Source organism: Frankia sp. AgB32 (assembly GCF_023243045.1).
Classification (GTDB): Bacteria; Actinomycetota; Actinomycetes; order Frankiales; family Frankiaceae; genus Frankia.
The window spans coordinates 1-19162 of sequence record NZ_JALKFX010000001.1 but is presented as its reverse complement, the minus strand read 5'-3'; the positions used below and the strand labels follow the sequence as shown (position 1 = coordinate 19162).

Genomic DNA, 19162 nt, shown 5'->3' with positions numbered 1-19162 from the left:
CGTCCCGCCACGGCCCAGGAGGTACGTGCCTCGGAGGGTCCGGGCCTTGGCAGGCTCATGCCTTGGCGCGCCGGCTGTGTCCGTCTCGCCGGTAGGAGAACGGGCCGGGCAGGTCGACGCTGGACAGCCCGCCGCGCTTGTGACGCGACCAGAGCCGCCAGGAAACCCGCCCCATCCTCAGCGTGACCGAGGACACCCCGTTCTCGCTGACGTTGACGTAGAACGGTCCGTAATGCGGTCGACGCGTATATCGCAGGCCCATGACGTGCGCACCTCCATAAGAGGCCGACACGGAGGGCATCGGCGACACGTCTGTTGTCGCCCGAATTCCGCTTCTTACACATCACGGCACAATCAACCGGTCGTCCGTCGTTATCCGACATCGCTGACCCGCGTGCCGCTGCCCGGCGTGCACACCCTCGTTCCGCTACGGTCTGCCCATGCGGACCGACGTAGCCACACCCAGCCGCGGGCGGCGCGTCTCCGGTCGACCGGGCGCGGACCGCGACGTCGCACCGCATTCACTGCTCGCTGTTCCCGCCGCGTATTCGGCCCAGCCCCCGGCCGGTTCACCGGACCGGTCCACGATGCGCCTGCTTGTCGTCCTGGTCATTGTGCTCAGTGCCGTCTGCGCCTTCGCGGTCGGCGGCCTGGTCGCGGTCGCCAGCCACCGGACGAACGCGGCTCCGAGCGGTGGCTCGGCCGCGGCCAGCGCGATCGGCCGCCTTGCCGCCGGCCCCGACGTGACCCCGGTGACCGCGCCAGCGCCCGCGCGGACCGCCGCCGCGGCCACCCCGCAGGAGCCGGCCGGGGCGGTCAAGCACCCCGCGTCGACTCCCGGGCCGACGACACCCGCTCCGGTGCACTCCTGCTCGGCGACGCCGAACACGGCCGCCGACACGGCGGGCCTGCCCATCCCCATCTTCACCCTGTGCTGATCCGCTCTGCCGCACAGGTGGCGGACCGGACCCGGCCCCGGCGGCCGCGCGGCCCGCGACCTCAGTGCCGCGGGGGTGGCGACCAGTCGGGCGCCCGGCCGGTCAGCGCGATGAGCGTGGCCCATTCGTCGGCCCCGGCGGGAACCCTCACCGGCTCGGCGAAAACGCCGACGACCCGCCACGCGTCGATCTGGGCGGCGAGGGCCTCATGGACCCAGCGGACCAGCTCCCGGTTGTTGCCCACGGTCCGCGCGGACGTGGTGTCGCCGGGCAGCCGGCCCGCGGCGTCGATCGCCCGGGCCAGGTCCCAGCCGTGGATGAGCAGATCGGCGGTGAGCTGGAAGGCGTACTCGTCCGCGGGCGTGGGGCCGAAGGACAGCACGGGGCTGCCCGCCCAGGCATCCGGCTGGTTCCAGGCGTTTCGGGACCGCCGGGCCGTCGCCGTCCACCGGGCGACCGGGTCGTCACCGAGCTGGTCGCCGTCGTAGCGGGTGCCGATGTCCTCGCGGGTGAGGCCGGCCAGCAGCGGCGGCACCCAGAGATGCTCGACCGTGAGATGGTTCACCAGCGCCCGGACGTCCCAGCCACGGCACGGGGTCGGGGCCTGCCAGGCCCCTGGCGGCACAGCCCGAACCTGGGTGTCGAACACGTCCATGGCCCAATCCAGCCAGCTGCGACGCTCGGTGACCGTCAGCGTGCCGCCCATGATGGTGCCCCCCTCCACGGCGCGTGGACGTGTCTGGAACTACCCGTCCGGCCCGCCGGTCCAACCCACCGGCCCCCGCGTCACCCGGCGCCGCGGCGCCGACGCGGCCAGGGTCGGCTACCTGTAGTGACAATCGACGGGAGATTCCCGGTGGGAACGCCGGATCCGCACGCCCGTCACATCCTCGGTCGCGACACTCATCCGGTACACATGGGCCGCCTGCCATCATCTCCCCTCATGGATGGTCGCCGCCCACCGTTGCCGCCAGTGGCGCGGCCCGACGCCTGCCTCCCCCCACCGCGGGCCACGCCCGCGTTCGGCGTGCCGGCGCAGTCGGGCTCGCCCGGATCCGGCCGGCCGCCCGTGCGCCTGCCGCGCACGCTGGTGGTCGCGGACAAGTTCCCGCCGGTGCTCGGCGGCATTCAGACGTTCGCCTGCCACCTGACCGCCGGGCTGCCACCCGACCGGGTGATCGTCGTCGCGCCGGCGGCGCCCGGGGCGGAGGCGTTCGACCGGACGTTGCCGTTCCCGGTGGTCCGCGCCGGCGAGCGGGTGCTGACCTCGCCCCGGTCCCGCCGGCTGCTGCGCGACCTTGTGCGGGACGAGGGCTGCGAGGCCGCCTGGTTCCCGACCGCGGCGCCCTACGGCCTGCTCGCGCCGACGCTGCGGGACGCCGGCGTGCGCCGGGTGGTGGCATCCAGCCACGGTCACGAGGTCGCCTGGTCGCGGCTGCCGGTGGGCTGGTCGCTCGTGCGCGGTGTCGCCGCGCGGGCCGACGTGCTCACCTACCTGACCGCCTTCACCCGGCGCCGGCTGGCCGCGGTCGCCCCCGCCGGCACCACCCTCGCCCGGCTCACCGGCGGCGTGGACGTGCACCGCTTCCGGCCGCGGACGGGCGGCGAGGACATCCGCCGGTCGCTGGGCTGGTCCGACCGCCCGATCGTGATCTGTGTGGCCCGGCTGGTCCCCCGCAAGGGCCAGGACCAGCTGATCCGCGGCTGGCCCGAGGTGCGTCGGCGCCATCCCGACGCCCGTCTGCTCCTCGTCGGGAAGGGCCCCGCCGAGGACCGGCTGCGCCGGCTCGCCGCGCGCCGCGGCGTCACCGACGAGGTGTGCTTCGCCGGCGCGGTGCCCGACGCGGAACTGCCCGCCTACCTCGACGCCGCCGACGTGTTCGCCATGCCCTCCCGGACCCGCTGGCTCGGCCTGGACCTGGAAGGACTCGGCCTGTCCTCGCTGGAGGGGGCGGCGAGTGGCCTGCCGGTCATCACCGGCGCCCAGGGCGGCGCGCCGGACGTCGTCCTGCCTGGCCGGACCGGCACGGTCGTCGACGGGCGGGATACTGACGCGGTGACCCGCGCGGTCGTCGAACTCCTCGACGACCGCGACCGGGCCGCCCGGATGGGCCTGGCCGGACGCGAATGGATGCGATCCGCGTGGAGCTGGGACGGCCTGAGCGGACGTCTCGCCGACCTGCTCACGCGGGATCCGGCCGATGACGGCGGCGACGGGACCGGCGATGTCACCGAGCAGTTCGTGGCGGACCGGGTCGATGCGGGCCCGGGCCGCTGAGGGACTCCGTCACGGTCCCGGCGTAACCAGACCGGACGGGCCGGACCCGGCCTGGTGGGGGCGAACGGTGCGGTGCGCCTCGGATGAGCGCGCCGCGAGGACAGGAGAACAATGAGGCCCCAGCCACCGCGGGTCCCCTCGGGCGATGTCTCGGTCGCCGCCGCGCTCCCCGCCCCCGCGGACGTCGCCACCGTCGCGGCGGCCCGGTCGGCGCGCGGACGACTGAGGCTGGTCCGCCCGGTGCTGGCGGTTGCCGCGCCGGTGCTGGCGGCGCTGTGGCTCGTGCGGTCCTGGTCGACGGTCCGCGGCGGCGTCGAGGCGCTGGCCGGCGCGCATCCGGTGTGGCTGGTGGGGGCGGCCGTCGTCGCGCAGCTCACCTGGTTCGCCGGCGCGGCCTGCCAACAGGGCGCCGTCTCCCGGGCGCTGCCGGTCCGGCCGCTGCTGGCGGCCCAGGTGGCGGGCAGCGTGGCGAACCACGTCCTGCCCGCCGGCTTCGGCGTGGGCGCGGTGAAGCTGCGTTTCCTGCACCGCAACGGCTTTTCGCTGCCCGAGTCGCTGACGGCGGTCGGGCTGGACGCGACTGCCGGGATGACGACCCACGTCGCCGTGCTGGCCGTGCTGCTGGCCGGCGGGTTCCTGCCGGTGGAGTCCTCCCGGCTGCCCGGCGCCGGCGCGGTGGCGGCCGCCATGGCCGTGGTGGCGGCGGTGGTGCTGACGGCGGTGCTGCTCGGCCGGCTGGTACCGGCCGCCCGGCGGTGGTCGGCCCGCGGGTGGGCCGGGATCGCCGGTCAGGTCCGCTCGATGCGCACCACGTTGCGTTCGCCCGGCCGGGCGGCGCTGCTGTGGGGCGGCTCCGCCGCGATCCCGATGCTGCACGCCGCCACGTTGTGGGCGATCGTGCACGCACTGCATCTGCCGCTCGGGGTCGGCGCGGTGTTCACGCTGTACTACGCGGCGAGCGCCGCCTCGGCGCTGGTGCCGTCGCCGGGTGGCTTCGGCTCCCTCGACGCGGCCCTGACCGCGGCGATCATCGCCGCCGGACAGTCACCGGCGATCGCTCTGGCGGCGGTGCTGGGCTACCGGCTGGTCACCGTGTGGCTGCCGATGGCCCCCTCGGCGTGCGTCCTGGCCGTGATGGTCCGCCGCGGCTACCTCTGACCGTCTGGGCCGCCCTCAGACGGTTGTCGGCCGGTAGAGCCGGGCGTACGCGCCGTCGTCGGCGAGCAGGTCGTGATGGGTGCCGTCCTCGACGACCCGGCCGTGGTCGAGCACGTAGATGCGGTCGGCGTCGATCACCGTCGACAGCCGGTGCGCGATCACCAGGCAGGTGCGGCCGACGGCGAGCCGGTCCAGCGCGGCGCGCACGGCGGCCTCGGAGACGGTGTCCAGCGCGGAGGTCGCCTCGTCGAGGACGAGCACCCGCGGCGACTGCAACAGCACCCGGGCGATCGCCAGCCGTTGGCGCTCCCCACCGGAGAGCCGGTAGCCCCGGGCGCCGACCCGCGTCGCCAGCCCCTCAGGTAGCCGTTCCAGCAGGTCGGAGAGGTGGGCGGCGTCGAGGGCGGCGAGCAGCTCGTCGTCGGTGGCATCGAGGCGCCCGTAACGCAGGTTCGCGGCGATCGTGTCGTGGAACAGGTGCGGATCCTGCGGGACCACGCCGACGGCGGCATGCAGACGGGCCGGCGGGATGTCGTCGAGCGGGACACCGTCGAGCAGGACGCGGCCCCGCTGCGGCCGGTGCACGCCACTGGCCAGGTAGGCGATGGTCGTCTTGCCGGCGCCGCTGGGACCGACCACGGCCGTCGTCGTCCCCGCCGCGACGCGCAGCGTGACCCCGCGCAGATCCCAACTCTCGTCGTCGTCCGCGCCGGACCCGCGGCCACGCCCCCCGCCGGCCGGTCCCGCGTCGGGTGCCGCCTGCTCGTAGGCGAACCAGACGTCCTCCAGGGTCAGGTCGACCGCCGCGCCGGCCGGCGCGTCCTGACCCGCCGACGGCCCGGCCGGCTCCCGGGGGTTCGCGAGCGCGGGCGGGTCGAACCGGGCCCGGATCTCGTCCTCCGGCACGTCGAGCAGGGCGAAGATCCGGCGGAAGGCGGCCCCCGCGCCGGCCAGCTCGGCCCGCAGGTCCACGGCCGAGGACAGCGGCCCGAACGACACCAGCAGCGCCCCGCCGAGCGCGGCGACCGTGCCGAGCGAGGTCCGTCCGGACGAGACCAGCCACGCGCCGAGGGCCACCACCGCGGTCATCGTCGCCACCACACCGAGGTTGATCAGGAACCGCACCCGGGAGGTGAGGCGGGCCTGCTCCCGGGCGGCGGCCAGCAGCTCGGCGCCAGCGACGTCGAACCGTTCCCGCTCGTGGTCGACCCGGTCGAACAACCGGACGTGCAGCGCGCCGGACACCGACGAGGTGTCGGCCAGGCGGGCCATGACCACCCCGTCGAGCTCCCGCTGGCGCGCCGAGAGGGCGGCCAGCCGGCGCCGCCCCGACCGGATCATCGCCAGTGTCGCCGGCGCGAACACCAGGACCGCGATGCTCAGCCGCCAGTCCAGGACGAACACGACGACCGTGCCGACGACGATGTCCGCCAACCGGCAGATCACCGCCTGCACCGTCGCGGAGATCGCGTTCTGGGCGGCCATCACGTCGTTGGTCATCACCGTCATGACCTCGCCCTGCTGGCTGCGCGGGAAGAACGCGAACGGCAGCCGCTGGAGGTGGGCGTTGACGGCCTGCCTGATCCGGACGGAGACGACCCCGCCGAGCCGGGCGATCAGCGCCATCCGCAGTGACAGCACCGCGGACTCGAACACCAGCAGCGCCCCGAGCAGCAGCACGGGAACCACCAGATCGCGCACCCGACCGGTGGGCAGCGAGACGTCGATCAGGTGCCGCAGCACGAACGGCCCAGCCGCGACGGCCGCCGAGCCGATGACCGACAGCCCGACCAGGACCGCGACGACCCGCCCCTGGTCGGCGAAGAAGCGTTCGCTGCGGCGGGCCTCGGCGGCACCGGTGAGCCGGGCGAGCACCCGCGCGTGCAGCCGGGTCACCCTCGACAGATCATCCGATGCCTGACTCGTCACGCGGGCAGGCTATGCCCCGACCTCGGTGATCCTTTCGCGCCCTCCACGGCCCGCCGAAGGTTACCTTGGGGATTCCTGGGAACACTCTCCGCGCATGTACGGTGCGTGACATCGTGTTCGGACGCGGCTGGCCAGAGATGCCGGCTGCCAGCCGCCCCGGCCCTCGCGCCTGGCGAATCACGTGACCCACCCGGCTGCCGGGTCCGCCGAGCGGGCCCGAAGGGGGGAACCCATGAGCTGGTCCCGCACATCCCGACGTTGCGCCGCACGCGCGTTCGTCCTGACCACCACCATGACGGCCGCACTCGCCTCGCCCGGCCTGCTCGGCCTGTCGTCCGGCGCCACGCCACCCACGGCCGTGACGCCCAGCGCCGCGACCGCGACGAGTGGCGACGCCAGTCCCGGCAGCGACACCAGCCCGAGCGGGAACACCAGCCCGAGCGAGAGCACCAGCCCGAGCGAGAGTGCCAGCGGCGGGCCCGCCGGCGTGCCGGGCGGCGGCTGCCCGCGGTACCCGCAGGTCGCCGGGCCGCTGAGCACGTGGCAGGACATCCCGGCGCTGTCGTCGCCTCGCGTCGATCTCGCGTCGACGACCGGGTGCGACGGCCGGATCTACGCGATCGGCGGGCGGCCCGCCGGCGCCGCGACCCCGTCGGCGTCCGCCACGCCCGGCGCTGGCGTCGCGCCGTCCGAGCAGCCGACGGCCAGCGGCTCGCCGAGCTCGTCGGCCACGGCGAGCCCGACCGCGAGCGCCACCGGGTCTCCGACGGCGGGCGCCACGCTGAGCACGGCCGGCGGCACGCCGCTGGGCAACGTGAGCGTCCTCGGTCCGGTGAAGAACGGCTGGACGGACGCGGCCGACCTGCCGACGCCCCGGTCCGGTCTGGCCGCGGCGACCGGCGCCGACGGCCGGATCTACGCGATCGGCGGACGCGACGCGAGCGGTCCGACCGACACCGTGGAGATCTACACCCCGTCCACCGACTCCTGGTCGGCCGGGACGCCCCTGCCGGAGCCGATGGGCGACCCGCGGGCGACCCGCGGGGCCGACGGGCGGATCTACGTCCTTGGCGGCGACACCCTGGCCATCTACGCACCTGACTCGAGCAGCTGGTCAACCGCGGACGCGCCGCCGGCCAGCATCTTCGCGCCGGTGCTCACCACGCTGCCCGACGGACGCATCCTCGCCGCCGGCGGTTCCGCGACGGGTGGCGGCCCGCGCTCGACCGCGTCGTCCGCGGTCTACACCTACACGCCCGGCACGGGCGGCGGCAGCGGCTCCTGGGACCAGGTGGCCGACCTGCCCACCGGGGTGACCCGTGCGGCCGGTGCGACCGGCCCGGACGGTCGGGTGTACATCGTCGGCGGACGGGACTCCAACGGTGACGTCACCGACGCCGTGCAGGTCTACACGCCGGACGACGACCAGTGGACGGCCGGTTCCACCGGGGACGCGTCCAGCCGGGCCGGCGGCACCGCCACCACCGGTGGCGACGGCCGGGTCTACGTGCTGGGCGGCACGTCCTCGGACGGCCACCCGCTCGACACGGTCGCCGCGCTGGGCGACTGACCGGCCCGGCCCGGGCGGCAACCGACGGGCCGGCCGAGGTAGGGCAGAAGGGCAGAGGTGAAAGGTGCTGGTCGGGGGTGGTCGACGCGGGAACGCGCCGGCCACCCCCACCGGCCTGGCCGGTCAGCGGTAGCGGACCCGGTACGCGATCCACGCCGGCGCGCCGGCCGCGAGCGGCAGCCAGAAGGACACCAGCCGGTAGACCAGGGTCGACAGCGCCGCCGCCGCGGCGGGCACCCCGGCCAGCGCGAGGGTGCCGGTCAGGCCGGCCTCGACGAACCCGAGGCCGCCGGGCGTGATGGGGATCATCGAGAGGACACTCGCCGCGACGTAGGCGAGCAGCACCAGCGACGGGCGCGGATGCTGGCCGGACCCGGCGAGCGCGGCGAGCAGGGCGCCATAGTCCAGTCCCCACTTGCCGGCCGCCGCGAGGACCGCGGCGGGCCAGCGCCGGCCCAGCGAGCGCAGCACCTCGTCGCGGCGGATGACCAGCAGGTCGGGTAGCCCGGATGTCACCGGTCGCCGCGCGAGTCGCAGCAGCCGGTCCAGGCCGCGGGCGAGCAGCCGGACCGTGCCGTCCGACCGGGCGAGCACCAGTCCGGCCACGACGAGCACAGCGAACGCCATGCCACCGAGGGTCGCCGCCGCGGTCAGGCCACCGGGCGCCGGCTGGCCGAAGATGAGCCACGGCAGCACGAACAGGGGCAGGCCGAACACGATCCCGGTCGTCACCATGGAGACCGCGGTGAGGGCGAAGCCGGCGGCCACGGGATCGCAACCGGCCCGGCTCAACATCCGGAACTGCACCGCGCCACCCACCGCGATCCCACCGGGGATGATCCGGCTGATGCTGTTCGAGGCCAGTTGCGAGGTGACCGACAGGAACCAGCTCAGGTTGCCGAAGGCCAGCCGTTGGAGCTGCCAGACGCAGGCGAAGCTCGCCACCTCCAGCGCGACCATCGCCGGGTACCAGATCGGTCGGAACCCGCGCAGCCGGGGAAAGGCGGAGAACACCGTCAGCAACTGCGGGGTCAGCAGGTAGAGCGCCACCGCTGTGACGACCAGCGGGATGACCCGGCCGGCGACCCGCGTCCAGCTCAGCCCGCCGGGAACGACGTCGGGTCGGACCATCCGGCCACCGCCCGGACGCGAGCGCCGGCCGGTGGCCCGCGCCGCGGGGCGGTCGCCCGGCTCCGGGCCGATCACCGGGTCCGGGTTGACCGCTGGGTCAGGACTCATCGCCGGGCCGGCCTCGTCGCCGTGCTCGTCGTCCGCCAACCGGTTCATCCTCCGCCCCAGCCCGGTGCGGCGGCATCCCGCGAGCCGGGCCCGCACGCGGCGTCTCGCGGACCGACGGCGCCGCTGGCCCGAGGATCCGCGCTTCCCGGGCCACACTAAGGGCCGGGCCGGCCGGTCGCTTCGCCGGATCCGTCCCGGCCGGCCCGGCGACCTCCCGACGCGGAGCGAACCCGGTGTTCCCAGCCGACTACGGCGGATTACGTCAGTCCGCTCAGGCCGACGGTCCGGGCAGGTCGTAGACCCCGGCGAGGTCGGCGTCGCGGGCGGCGAGCCGGCGGGCCAGATCCAGGATGACCCGGCACTGCTTCACCGAGGCGTCGTCCTGCATGGTGCCGTCCACCATCACGGCGCCGGTCCCGTCACCCATGCTGTCGACGACGCGCTTCGCCCAGGCGACGTCCTTCACCTCGGGGCTGAAGACCTTCTTCGCGATGTCGATCTGGACCGGGTGCAGCGACCAGGCACCGACCGCGCCGAGCAGGAACGCGTTGCGGAACTGGTCCTCGCAGGCAAGGGTGTCGGCGATGTCGCCGAACGGCCCGTAGTACGGCATGATCCCGTGCGCGACGCAGGCGTCGACCATCCGGGCGAGGGTGTAGTGCCACGGGTCCTGCTGGAAGGTGGCGCGCGCGGCGGCCGGGTCGTCCGGGGTGGGGTCCTGGCGCACCAGGTAGCCGGGGTGGCCGCCGCCGACGCGGGTGGTCTTCATCCGCCGGTCGGCGGCGAGGTCGGCGGGGCCCAGCGACAGGCCCTGCATGCGCGGGGAGGCCGCGCAGATCTCCTCGACGTTGCTGACGCCGCGGGCGGTCTCCAGGATCGCGTGCACGAGGATCGGCCGGGTGAGGTTCGCCTTCGCCTCCAGCTGCGCGAGCAGCCGGTCGACGTAGTGGATGTCCTCGGCGCCCTGAACCTTCGGCAGCATGATCACGTCAAGCTTGGCGCCGATGGCGGGCACCAGGGTGAGCAGGTCGTCCAGCCCCCAGGGCGAGTCGATGCTGTTCACCCGGATCCAGAACTGGGTGTCGCCGAAGTCCGCGCCACCCTCGACGATCTTGATGAGGCCCTCGCGGGCCGCGAGCTTGTTGTCCGCCCGGACGCCGTCCTCCAGGTTCCCGAGCAGCACGTCGACCTTGGGAATGAGGGTCGGCAGCTTCGCGGCCATCTTCGCGTTGCTGGGATCGAAGAAATGGATCACCCTGGACGGCCGCCACGGGATATCCCGCGGCGGCACCGGCGCGCCCACAGCGAGCGGAGCGAAGAAGTCCTTGGCACTGCGCATCTGAAGTCTCCCGGGTGGGCAACCTGGCTGGAGTGCGGGTGTGACTACCAGTGATCAGCACGACGCCCGACGGCGAGCGACACTACCAGCTCGACGATTCACTCGCTTTCACTGCAATTACCGACTGTGACATTTATGACCTCACGCCCGCGCGGACCGCCGCACCGGGCCCGCCCATCTGGTTTATTGATTACGACTACTGCTCGGCGCGGAGCTGGCCACGACGCGGGGGAGACGCTTTGGCAGCGCGCGCCCCAGTAACCGGGCAGCTCCAGTGACCAGGCTGCTTCAGACTCGTGCCACCGAACGACGCGCCCGCCGGAGTGATGATGTCCCTGTCGACTGACGGCCCGCCGGCCACCGCCGGCTTCCTCCCCCTGCGCGACCTCGTGGTGGTCGGGCTGGAGCAGGCGGTCGCGGCCCCGATCGCGACCCGTCACCTCGCCGACCTCGGCGCCCGGGTGATCAAGGTTGAGAACCCGCGCGGCGGCGACTTCGCCCGGGACTACGACCGGGCCGTGCACGGCGAGCTCTCGGCGCACTTCACCTGGGCGAACCGGGGCAAGGAGTCGGTCAGCCTGAACTTCCGCGACCCACGCGGCGCGCAGGTCCTGGAGCGGCTGTTCGCCCGCGCCGACGTGGTCGTGCAGAACCTCGCCCCGGGCGCGGCACAGCGCTACGGGTTCGCCGCCGAGCAGCTCGCCGCCCGCTTCCCCCGGGTCGTCGCCGTCGATATCTCCGGCTACGGCGAAGGCGGGCCGCTGTCCCACAAGCGGGCCTACGACCTGCTCGTCCAGGCCGAGGCCGGCTCCTGCGCCATCACCGGTAACGGCGACGCGAAGGCCAAGCCGGGCATCCCGCTGGCCGACATCGGCGCGGGCATGTACACGGTGATGTCGGTCCTCGCCGCGATCCACGCCCGCACCGCGACCGGGCGCGGCGCGGCGATCTCCGTGAGCCTGTTCGACACGGTCGTCGAGTGGATGAGCTACACCATGAACATCACCCTGGGCACCGGCGAGGAGCAGGTGCCCAACGGCGTGAGCTCCCCGGCGGTCTCCCCCTACGGCTCCTATCCGACGTCGGATGGGTTCAACGTCGTGCTCGGGACGACGAACGACGGCGAGTGGCAGCGCCTCGCCCGCACCGTGCTGGGGCGCGACGACCTCGCCGACGACCCGACGCTCGCCCACAACGACGACCGGGTCCGGCTGCGGCCCCGCATCGACGAGGCCATCCGCGCCTGGACGACGACGGTGACCGTCGAGCAGGCCCAGCAGATCCTCGACGACGCCGGTCTCGGCAACGCCCGCCTCAACGGGGTGCGGGACGTCATCGACCATCCGCACCTGGCCGCCCGCGACCGCTGGCGGGAGGTCGCCACGCCGGCCGGGCCGTGGCGCGCGCCGCTGCCGCCGCCGATCACCACCGGCTGGTCGTCGCCGATGGGCGCCGTTCCAGGCCTGGGCGAGCACACCGACACGGTGCTGGCCGAGATCGGGTTCACCGCGGACCAGATCGCCGAACTGCGCGCGGACAAGGTGGTCTGAGGAGGACCGATGAAGATCGACTCTACGCTGGGCAGCGACATCGACGCGACGCCCGCCGGCGCCCGGGCGCTGGAGGCCGCCGGCTACGACGGCGTCTGGGTCGGTGAACTCGGCCACGACCCGTTCCTGCAGCTGCTGCAGGTCGCCCAGAACACCGAGCACGTCACCCTGGGCACGTCGATCGCGATCGCGTTCGCCCGCAGCCCGATGACCATGGCCTATTCGGCGTACGACCTGGCGAAGTACTCCAGGGGCCGGTTCGTCCTCGGCCTCGGCTCACAGGTCAAGCCGCACATCGAGCGCCGGTACTCGATGACCTGGTCGAGCCCCGCCGCCCGGATGCGGGAGTTCGTTCTCGCCCTCAGGGCGATCTGGACCGCCTGGCAGGACGGGTCCAGGCTCGACTTCCAGGGCGAGTTCTACACCCACACGCTGATGACGCCGTTCTTCTCCCCGACGGCGCACGAGTACGGCCCGCCGCCGGTGTACCTCGCCGGCGTGAACACGGCGATGACCGAGGTCGCGGGCGAGGCCGCGGACGGGTTCTTCGCGCACCCGTTCACCACCCGGCAGTACGTCGAGGAGGTGACCCTGCCGGCGCTGCGGCGCGGCCGGGCCAAGGTCGGCGCCACTTTGGACGGGTTCGAGATCGCCGGGCCGTCGTTCGTCGCCGTCGGGCGCACGGAGGAGGAGCTGACGAAGGCGATGACCGGCACCCGCAGGCAGATCGCCTTCTACGCCTCCACCCCCGCCTACCGGCCGGTGCTGGAGCTGCACGGCTGGGGTGAGTTGCAGCCGGAGCTGACCCGGCTGTCGAAGCTCGGCGAGTGGGATGCGATCGGCACCCTCATCGACGACGACATGCTGCGAACGTTCGCCCTTGTCGGCACGCCGGCCGAGGTCGGGCCCGAGCTCGTCGCGAAGGTCGGCAGCTACGCCACCCGGACCGCCTTCTACACGCCCTACGAGCTCGACAGGGAACTGCTGGCCGAGCTGCACGAGCACGTCCGGCGCTGACCTGCTCCCGGTGCCGCCGGCAGCTCCGGCGGCACCGGGACGGATGGCCCGCGCACCCGCGCGGGCCATCTCCGTCTCAGCTGGCGGCGTCCTTCAGGACCTGCCTGGAGATCACGAGCTGCTGGATCTGGCTCGTGCCCTCGTAGATGCGGAACAGTCGCGCGTCCCGGTAGAACCGCTCCACCGGCACGCCCCGCATGTAACCGCTGCCGCCGTGGATCTGCACCGCGCGGTCCGCGATCCGCCCGACCGCCTCGGACGCGAAGTACTTGGCGCACGACGGGCCGGTCCGCTGGTCGCTGCCGTCGTCGAACGCCGCGGCCACTTCCTTCACCAGGGCGCGCGCCGCGTACAGGTCGGTCACCGAGTCCGCCAGCAGGCCCTGGATGAGCTGGTGCTCACCGATCACCTTGCCGCCCTGGACCCGTGCCGAGGCGTACGACACCGACTCGTCCACCAGCCGCTGCGACAGTCCGACGCACAGCGCGGCGATGTGGATCCGGCCGTGGGCCAGGCAGCGCATCGCGGTCACATAACCGCGGCCCTCACCCTCCGCGCCGCCGATGAGCGTGTCCGCCGGAACCCGCATGTTGTCGAAGTAGACGTCCGCGGTCCAGGCGCCGGCCTGGCCCATCTTCGCGTCCTTCGGGGCCACGCTGAGACCGGGAGTGTTCCGCTCGACCATGAAGGTGCTGATCCCGCGACCGCCCGTGGACCCTTCCTCGGAGCGGGCAAACACCATGAAGACGTCCGCGTTCGGCGCGTTCGTGATGTACCGCTTGGCGCCGTTGATGACCCATTCGTCACCGTCGCGCCGCGCTGTCGTCGCCAGGCCCGCCGGGTCCGACCCCGCGCCCTCCTCCGTCAGCGCGAAGGAGGCCACCCACTCGCCCGACGCGATCTTAGGCAGGTACGCCTTCTTCTGCTCCTCGGTGGCGCCTTCCAGCAGCACATGGCCGGCGATGCCGTTGTTCGTCCCGAACATGGAGCGGAAGGCCGGCGTGGTGTAGCCCAGCTCGAACACCAGGCGCGCCTCGTCGCTCATCGAAAGCCCGAGCCCGCCGTAAATCTCGGGAATCGCAAAACCAAAAAGGCCCATATCCGCCGCGGCCACCCGCAGCCGGTCCGGAATAACATCGCCGGCTTCGATCTCCGACTCCGCCTGGACAACCTCGTCCCGCACGAAACGGCGCACCGACGCGATTATCTCGTCGATCTCACTACTCACCCGACCGTCACCGCCCAAATTCATTCCGAGAATGCCAGCGTCGACGCCGCCGCGGCGCGCCACAGCCGAGGAGTTCTTCCCCGACAGAACCGGCTCGCAACAGACAGCAAAATGCCTCTTAAATCGTAATGGCCCACTGGGCCACCCGCAACTGATCGGCATGCCGGCGGCCATGCCACCCCGCGTCCGCGCGCCACCCGAGTGTGCCCGGCGGGCAACTGTCCGACCAAGGATGATCTCCCCCGCCACACGAGCAGGGACCACGTCCTCCGCCAACGTGATACGTCTTACGCCTACCCATTTCGGTAGATTTACGGGGAGGGACCGTGCCAATACGTCCGGTTCGCCGGCATTTACTGTTGGCGATGGCGGCACTGCTAAGCGCAACCATCTCCTGTGCGTGTTCGGTCGATCACTCATCGACCGAGGCCGGAAAGTGTCCCGGCGTGGCCCCCGGCGTCACCGCCGACGAGGTGAAGGTCGGCCTGATCGTTCCCAATACCGGTCCGATCGCCCCCGCATTCACCTCGGCCCGGGCGGCCGTCCAGGCCCGGATCTCGGCGGCCAACGCCGCGGGCGGGATCAACGGTCGGCGCATTGTGCTGACGGTGCAGGACGACGGGTCGACCGCCGCCGGCAACCTCGTCGCGGCCCGGGATCTGATCGACCACCAGGACGTTTTCGGCCTGATCGAGATGACCGCCGTGGCGACGGGCTCGGCACAGTTCCTCGACACCGCCGACGTGCCGGTGACCGGCGTGGCGACCGAGGCGGAGTGGGCGCGGCACCGCAACATGTTCTCCGCCAGCTACCGCTACGTGGACCAGCCCACGACGGCCTTCGGGCAGTTCGCCGCGCGCAGCGGCGGCACCCGCGCGATGGTGATCCGCGAGGGCGCGAACCAGGCGTCGACCGAGGGCGGCGACCAGCTCAGCGCGAGCCTCGCCTCGCAGAACATCTCGGTGGTCTCCACCATCGACCACACCACCGGGTTCCTCTCCGCGGACCAGATCGCCGCGATAGCGAAGGCGGCCAGGGCCGACGTCCTCGCCTCCTCGGGGGCGGCCGACGTCCTCGCCGCCGCGGTGCAGGCCATCCGGAACAACGGAGGAGAGGTCAAGTCCGCCTTCTCACTGTTCGGGTACGACGCCGGCCTGCTGCACGACTTCGGCCAGTCGATCGCGGGCGTCACGATCGCGCTGGGCTTCAACCCGACAGCACAGTCCGCCGCCCAGACCGCGTACCGGGCGACGATGAACAGTTTCGCGCCGGAGGTGAACGACCCCGACGGGGCGATCCAGCGGGAGGCCTACACGGAGGCCGACATGTTCCTGCGCGGGCTGGCCGCCGCGGGGCCATGCCCCACCCGTAGCTCCTTCGTGACCGGGCTGCGCCAGGTCCACGACTACGATGCCGGCGGGCTGCTCGCCGATCCCATCGATCTGGCGACGAACATCGGCACGATCAGTCGGTGCAGGTACTTCCTGCGCGTCGCCCGCTCCGGCCAGTCCTTCGAGGTCGTGCCCGGCGGCGGCGGCCGGGACCGGTTGGAGTGGTGCGACACCTGACCGGCGGAATCGGTTTTACCGACGAGGTCACCCGGGCCGGGCATTTCTTGCCCGGCAGACCGCAATCATGTTAACAAGCTAGCTATCTCGTCTTGCCTGAGCGGAGCCGCGCGCGGAAAGCCGCGTACGACCCGTTACGGCGCTGGGGATGCGCGACCGCTCCGGGCGCGTGACGAAGCGGAACGTTGGCGTTGGCAGGCTCGGCGGGACGAGGTGGTGCGGCCGTGCGACAGTCCGGCCGGCCACGGCCACCCGGCCGCACGCCGGCACAGTGCCAAACGCGACCTCGACGCCGAACGCAGGCACCCACACCCCTGCTTCCCTTACCGTCAACCACGGACCGCGCCGGGCTTCGCCGGGCCGGTCCCGACGTGGCGAAGTAGGCCCGGCCGCCCCGCAGCGCGCCACGGCCGCAGGGCCACCCGCACGACCGGCGCCACCGCGCCAGACGAGGAGCTGGACACATGGGCAGGATCGCGCAGACCGACGGGCTCACCGAAGTCCAGGCCGACATCCTGGCGGCCGTGCGCACGTTCGTGGACAAGGAGATCCTTCCGAACGCGGGTGATCTCGAACGCAAGGACGAGTACCCCGAAGAGATCATCAACCACATGAAGGACATGGGCCTCTTCGGGATCATGATTCCCGAGGAGTTCGGCGGCCTCGGCGAGTCGCTGCTCACCTACGCCCTGGTCGTGGAGGAGATCGCCCGCGGCTGGATGAGCGTCTCCGGCGTGATCAACACCCACTTCATCGTCGCGTACCTCGTGCTCCAGCACGGCAGCGACGAGCAGAAGGCCCGCCTGCTGCCGCAGATGGCGACCGGGGACGTCCGCGGCGCGTTCTCGATGAGCGAGCCCGGCTGTGGCTCCGACGTCTCCGCGATCACCACCAGGGCCACCCGCGAGGGCGACGACTACGTCATCAACGGCCAGAAGATGTGGCTGACCAACGGCGCCCGCTCCGGCGTCGTCGCCACCCTGGTCAAGACCGACGAGGGCGCTGAGTCGGTCTACAAGAACATGACCACGTTCCTGCTGGAGAAGGAGCCGGGCTTCGGCACCCACGGCGGGCTCAGCATCCCCGGCAAGCTGGAGAAGCTCGGCTACAAGGGCGTCGAGACCACCGAGATGATCCTGGACGGCCACCGCGTGCCGGCGTCGGCGATCCTCGGCGGCGCGGACAAGGCCGGCCGCGGCTTCTACCAGATGATGGACGGCGTCGAGGTTGGCCGGGTCAACGTCGCCGCCCGCGCCTGCGGCATCATGATCCGCGCCTTCGAGCTCGGGATCGCCTACGCCCAGCAGCGCCGCACCTTCGGCCGCCAGATCGCCGACCACCAGGCCATTGCCTTCAAGCTCGCCGAGATGGCCACCAAGGTCGAGGCCGGCCACCTGATGATGGTCAGCGCGGCGCGCAAGAAGGACAGCGGGCAGCGCAACGACGTCGAGGCCGGCATGGCGAAGTACCTGGCCAGCGAGTACTGCTACGAGGTCACCACCGACTCGTTCCGCATCCACGGCGGCTACGGCTACTCGAAGGAGTACGAGATCGAGCGCCTCTACCGCGAGGCGCCGTTCATGCTCATCGGCGAGGGCACCTCCGAGGTGCAGAAGCGCATCATCAGCAAGGCGCTGCTCAAGGACTACCGCCTGGGCGGCTGACCGCCGGCTCCGCCCACGACCCCAACGACGAGATCGAGGAGACTCATGCAGTTCGGCCGTTACTACGAGGAGTTCGAGGTCGGCGCCGTCTACAAGCACTGGCCCGGCAAGACGGTCACCGAGTACGACGACCATCTCTTCTGTCTCCTCACGATGAACCACCACCCGCTGCACCTCGACCTGAACTACGCCGAGAAGACCACGCAGTTCAAGCGGAACGTGGTGGTCGGGAACTACGTGTACTCGCTGCTGCTCGGCATGTCGGTCGCGGACGTGTCCGGCAAGGCGATCGCGAACCTCGAGGTCGAGTCGCTGCGTCACGTCGCCCCCGTCTTCCACGGCGACACCATCTACGGCGAGTCGACCGTGCTCGGCAAGGTCGAGTCGAAGAGCAAGGACGACCGCGGCATCGTCACCGTCGAGACCCGCGGCCACAACCAGGACGGCACCCTGGTCTGCATCTACCGCCGCAAGGTGATGGTCCCCAAGCGCGCCTACGGCGAGGCCCGCGGCGGCGAACAGCCCGGCCGCCCGGAGCCCGCCCAGTCCTGACCCGCCCGCGATCCGGCAGCCGCTTCCTGCGTGGGAGCGGGGATTCCTGACTCTTCCACAGGGCTACGCGCCCGATTCGTCCCTGTGGAGGAGTCAGGTAGCTCGTCTCCCACGCAGCACCGCCCTCGCGCTCCGGCCGCGGCACGGCCTGCGCGGACGTCTACGGCTACGGCTTGCGCCAGACGGAGACGTGGGACGGGCTGCTTCCGGTGAACGGCTCGCGTGTCCAGCCGGCCCAGCGCTCGGCCAGCGTCAGGCCGGCGAGGCGGCCCATCAGATCCAACTCGCTCGGCCAGGCATAGCGCAGTTCGACGGGGAAGGTCCGCACCCCGTCCGACCCGAAGACGAGGCGCCGGCTGCGGACCCGCTGCTCGACCGGATCGTGCACCGCCGCGTGGAGATGCGTGGCGTCCCCGAGAACCCGCTCGACCTCGACCCGCTGCCCGCGGTCGAACCGGGTGGGGTCCGGGACGAAGTTCTCCATCACGAACGACCCACCGGGCCACAGCACGTCGGCCACCTCGCTGAAGCAGCGGACCTGCGCGTCCTGGTCGGGGAGCACACAGAACGTGTTGAACACGACATAGACCAGGCCGAAGGACTCCGCCGGAAAACCGATCTCGGCGAAATCGGCAAGCTTGACGTCAATGTCCGATCCACCGGGTTTCTCGCGCAGGCGGGCCGTCATGCGTGTCGAGGCATCGATACCGGCCACCTTCGTTCCCCGCGCGGCCAGTGGCAGCGCGACCCGGCCGGTCCCGATACCAAGCTCCAGCGCCGGCCCCGCCCCGGCGCTGGCATGGAGGAAGTCGGCGGCCGCGTCGATCGCGACCTGCCGGTCCGAGCCGGAGAACCAGTCGTCGTAGACGTCAGCGATCGTGTCGCCATACACCTCGGAGCCAAGGAATCCGCTGTCCATGACAGGTTTCCTATAGGAGTCACCGGACGACCGCACCCCATTAATCACCCGACAACCCCCGAGTGTTCCGCGGCGCACCAAGATCCGAGTGTTCCGCGGCGCACCAAGATCCGAGTGTTCCGCGGCGCACCAAGATCCGAGTGTTCCGCGGCGCACCAAGATCCGAGTGTTCCGCGGCGCACCAAGATCCGAGTGTTCCGCGGCGCACCAAGA

Annotated in this window: 17 protein-coding genes; 10 read left to right on the top strand and 7 right to left on the bottom strand. The window is 72.3% G+C overall.

The window, feature by feature from the left end; genetic code table 11:
• Positions 1–55: 55 nt before the first annotated feature.
• Positions 56–262, bottom strand: a complete 207-nt coding sequence (locus MXD60_RS00085; protein WP_248816587.1) for a DUF4236 domain-containing protein — start codon at positions 260–262, stop codon at positions 56–58.
• Between the two features lie 178 nt (positions 263–440).
• Here MXD60_RS00085 and MXD60_RS00080 point away from each other — a divergent pair, with 178 nt between their 5' ends.
• Positions 441–938 carry a hypothetical protein gene (locus MXD60_RS00080; RefSeq protein ID WP_248816586.1) on the top strand — a complete coding sequence of 166 codons (498 nt, stop codon included), beginning with the start codon at positions 441–443 and terminating at the stop codon, positions 936–938.
• Positions 939–999: 61 nt separating this feature from the next.
• Here MXD60_RS00080 and MXD60_RS00075 read toward each other — a convergent pair whose 3' ends face one another.
• Complete coding sequence (locus tag MXD60_RS00075; protein ID WP_248816585.1) at positions 1000–1593, bottom strand: TIGR03086 family metal-binding protein; 594 nt, start codon at positions 1591–1593, stop codon at positions 1000–1002.
• Between MXD60_RS00075 and MXD60_RS00070 the strand changes: the two genes are divergently transcribed.
• The 3 genes from MXD60_RS00070 to MXD60_RS00060 all read left to right on the top strand — a co-directional run bounded on the left by MXD60_RS00070 (position 1592) and on the right by MXD60_RS00060 (position 4374).
• A complete protein-coding gene (locus tag MXD60_RS00070) occupies positions 1592–1771 on the top strand; it encodes a hypothetical protein (RefSeq protein WP_248816584.1) in 180 nt (59 codons plus the stop codon). The two genes, MXD60_RS00075 and MXD60_RS00070, sit on opposite strands and share 2 nt — an antisense overlap.
• Positions 1772–2013: 242 nt before the next feature.
• Positions 2014–3216 carry a glycosyltransferase family 4 protein gene (locus MXD60_RS00065; RefSeq protein WP_283097542.1) on the top strand — a complete coding sequence of 401 codons (1203 nt, stop codon included), beginning with the start codon at positions 2014–2016 and terminating at the stop codon, positions 3214–3216.
• A 111-nt stretch (positions 3217–3327) separates the two neighbouring features.
• Positions 3328–4374: a lysylphosphatidylglycerol synthase transmembrane domain-containing protein gene (locus MXD60_RS00060; RefSeq protein ID WP_248816583.1), complete on the top strand. Its 1047-nt coding sequence runs from the start codon at positions 3328–3330 to the stop codon at positions 4372–4374.
• A gap of 15 nt (positions 4375–4389) precedes the next feature.
• Here MXD60_RS00060 and MXD60_RS00055 read toward each other — a convergent pair whose 3' ends face one another.
• Positions 4390–6303 carry an ABC transporter ATP-binding protein gene (locus MXD60_RS00055; RefSeq protein WP_248816582.1) on the bottom strand — a complete coding sequence of 638 codons (1914 nt, stop codon included), beginning with the start codon at positions 6301–6303 and terminating at the stop codon, positions 4390–4392.
• 232 nt (positions 6304–6535) lie between these two features.
• Between MXD60_RS00055 and MXD60_RS00050 the strand changes: the two genes are divergently transcribed.
• Positions 6536–7873: a Kelch repeat-containing protein gene (locus MXD60_RS00050; protein ID WP_248816581.1), complete on the top strand. Its 1338-nt coding sequence runs from the start codon at positions 6536–6538 to the stop codon at positions 7871–7873.
• Positions 7874–7996: 123 nt separating this feature from the next.
• Here the strand turns inward: MXD60_RS00050 and MXD60_RS00045 are convergent, their stop codons facing one another.
• Together MXD60_RS00045 and MXD60_RS00040 are read right to left on the bottom strand one after the other, a co-directional pair.
• On the bottom strand, positions 7997–9151 hold the full coding sequence (locus MXD60_RS00045; RefSeq protein ID WP_248816580.1) for a lysylphosphatidylglycerol synthase transmembrane domain-containing protein: 1155 nt from the start codon (positions 9149–9151) through the stop codon (positions 7997–7999).
• A gap of 232 nt (positions 9152–9383) precedes the next feature.
• Positions 9384–10451: an HpcH/HpaI aldolase/citrate lyase family protein gene (locus MXD60_RS00040; protein WP_248816579.1), complete on the bottom strand. Its 1068-nt coding sequence runs from the start codon at positions 10449–10451 to the stop codon at positions 9384–9386.
• A gap of 326 nt (positions 10452–10777) precedes the next feature.
• Between MXD60_RS00040 and MXD60_RS00035 the strand changes: the two genes are divergently transcribed.
• Both MXD60_RS00035 and MXD60_RS00030 read left to right on the top strand, forming a co-directional pair.
• Positions 10778–12001 (top strand): CaiB/BaiF CoA transferase family protein, encoded by a 1224-nt coding sequence (locus tag MXD60_RS00035; protein ID WP_248816756.1) that lies wholly within the window; start codon positions 10778–10780, stop codon positions 11999–12001.
• 9 nt (positions 12002–12010) lie between these two features.
• A complete protein-coding gene (locus MXD60_RS00030) occupies positions 12011–13018 on the top strand; it encodes an LLM class F420-dependent oxidoreductase (RefSeq protein ID WP_248816578.1) in 1008 nt (335 codons plus the stop codon).
• A gap of 76 nt (positions 13019–13094) precedes the next feature.
• Here the strand turns inward: MXD60_RS00030 and MXD60_RS00025 are convergent, their stop codons facing one another.
• Entirely contained in the window at positions 13095–14270 is a 1176-nt protein-coding gene (locus MXD60_RS00025; RefSeq protein ID WP_248816755.1) for an acyl-CoA dehydrogenase family protein, read from the bottom strand.
• A gap of 422 nt (positions 14271–14692) precedes the next feature.
• Here MXD60_RS00025 and MXD60_RS00020 point away from each other — a divergent pair, with 422 nt between their 5' ends.
• The 3 genes from MXD60_RS00020 (at position 14693) to MXD60_RS00010 (ending at position 18030) form a co-directional block, all read left to right on the top strand.
• Entirely contained in the window at positions 14693–15814 is a 1122-nt protein-coding gene (locus MXD60_RS00020; RefSeq protein WP_248816577.1) for an ABC transporter substrate-binding protein, read from the top strand.
• A gap of 464 nt (positions 15815–16278) precedes the next feature.
• Positions 16279–17478: an acyl-CoA dehydrogenase family protein gene (locus MXD60_RS00015; protein WP_248816576.1), complete on the top strand. Its 1200-nt coding sequence runs from the start codon at positions 16279–16281 to the stop codon at positions 17476–17478.
• Positions 17479–17523: 45 nt separating this feature from the next.
• Complete coding sequence (locus MXD60_RS00010) at positions 17524–18030, top strand: MaoC family dehydratase (RefSeq protein ID WP_248816575.1); 507 nt, start codon at positions 17524–17526, stop codon at positions 18028–18030.
• Positions 18031–18196: 166 nt separating this feature from the next.
• Here the strand turns inward: MXD60_RS00010 and MXD60_RS00005 are convergent, their stop codons facing one another.
• On the bottom strand, positions 18197–18949 hold the full coding sequence (locus tag MXD60_RS00005) for a class I SAM-dependent DNA methyltransferase (protein WP_248816574.1): 753 nt from the start codon (positions 18947–18949) through the stop codon (positions 18197–18199).
• Between the last annotated feature and the right edge of the window lie 213 nt (positions 18950–19162).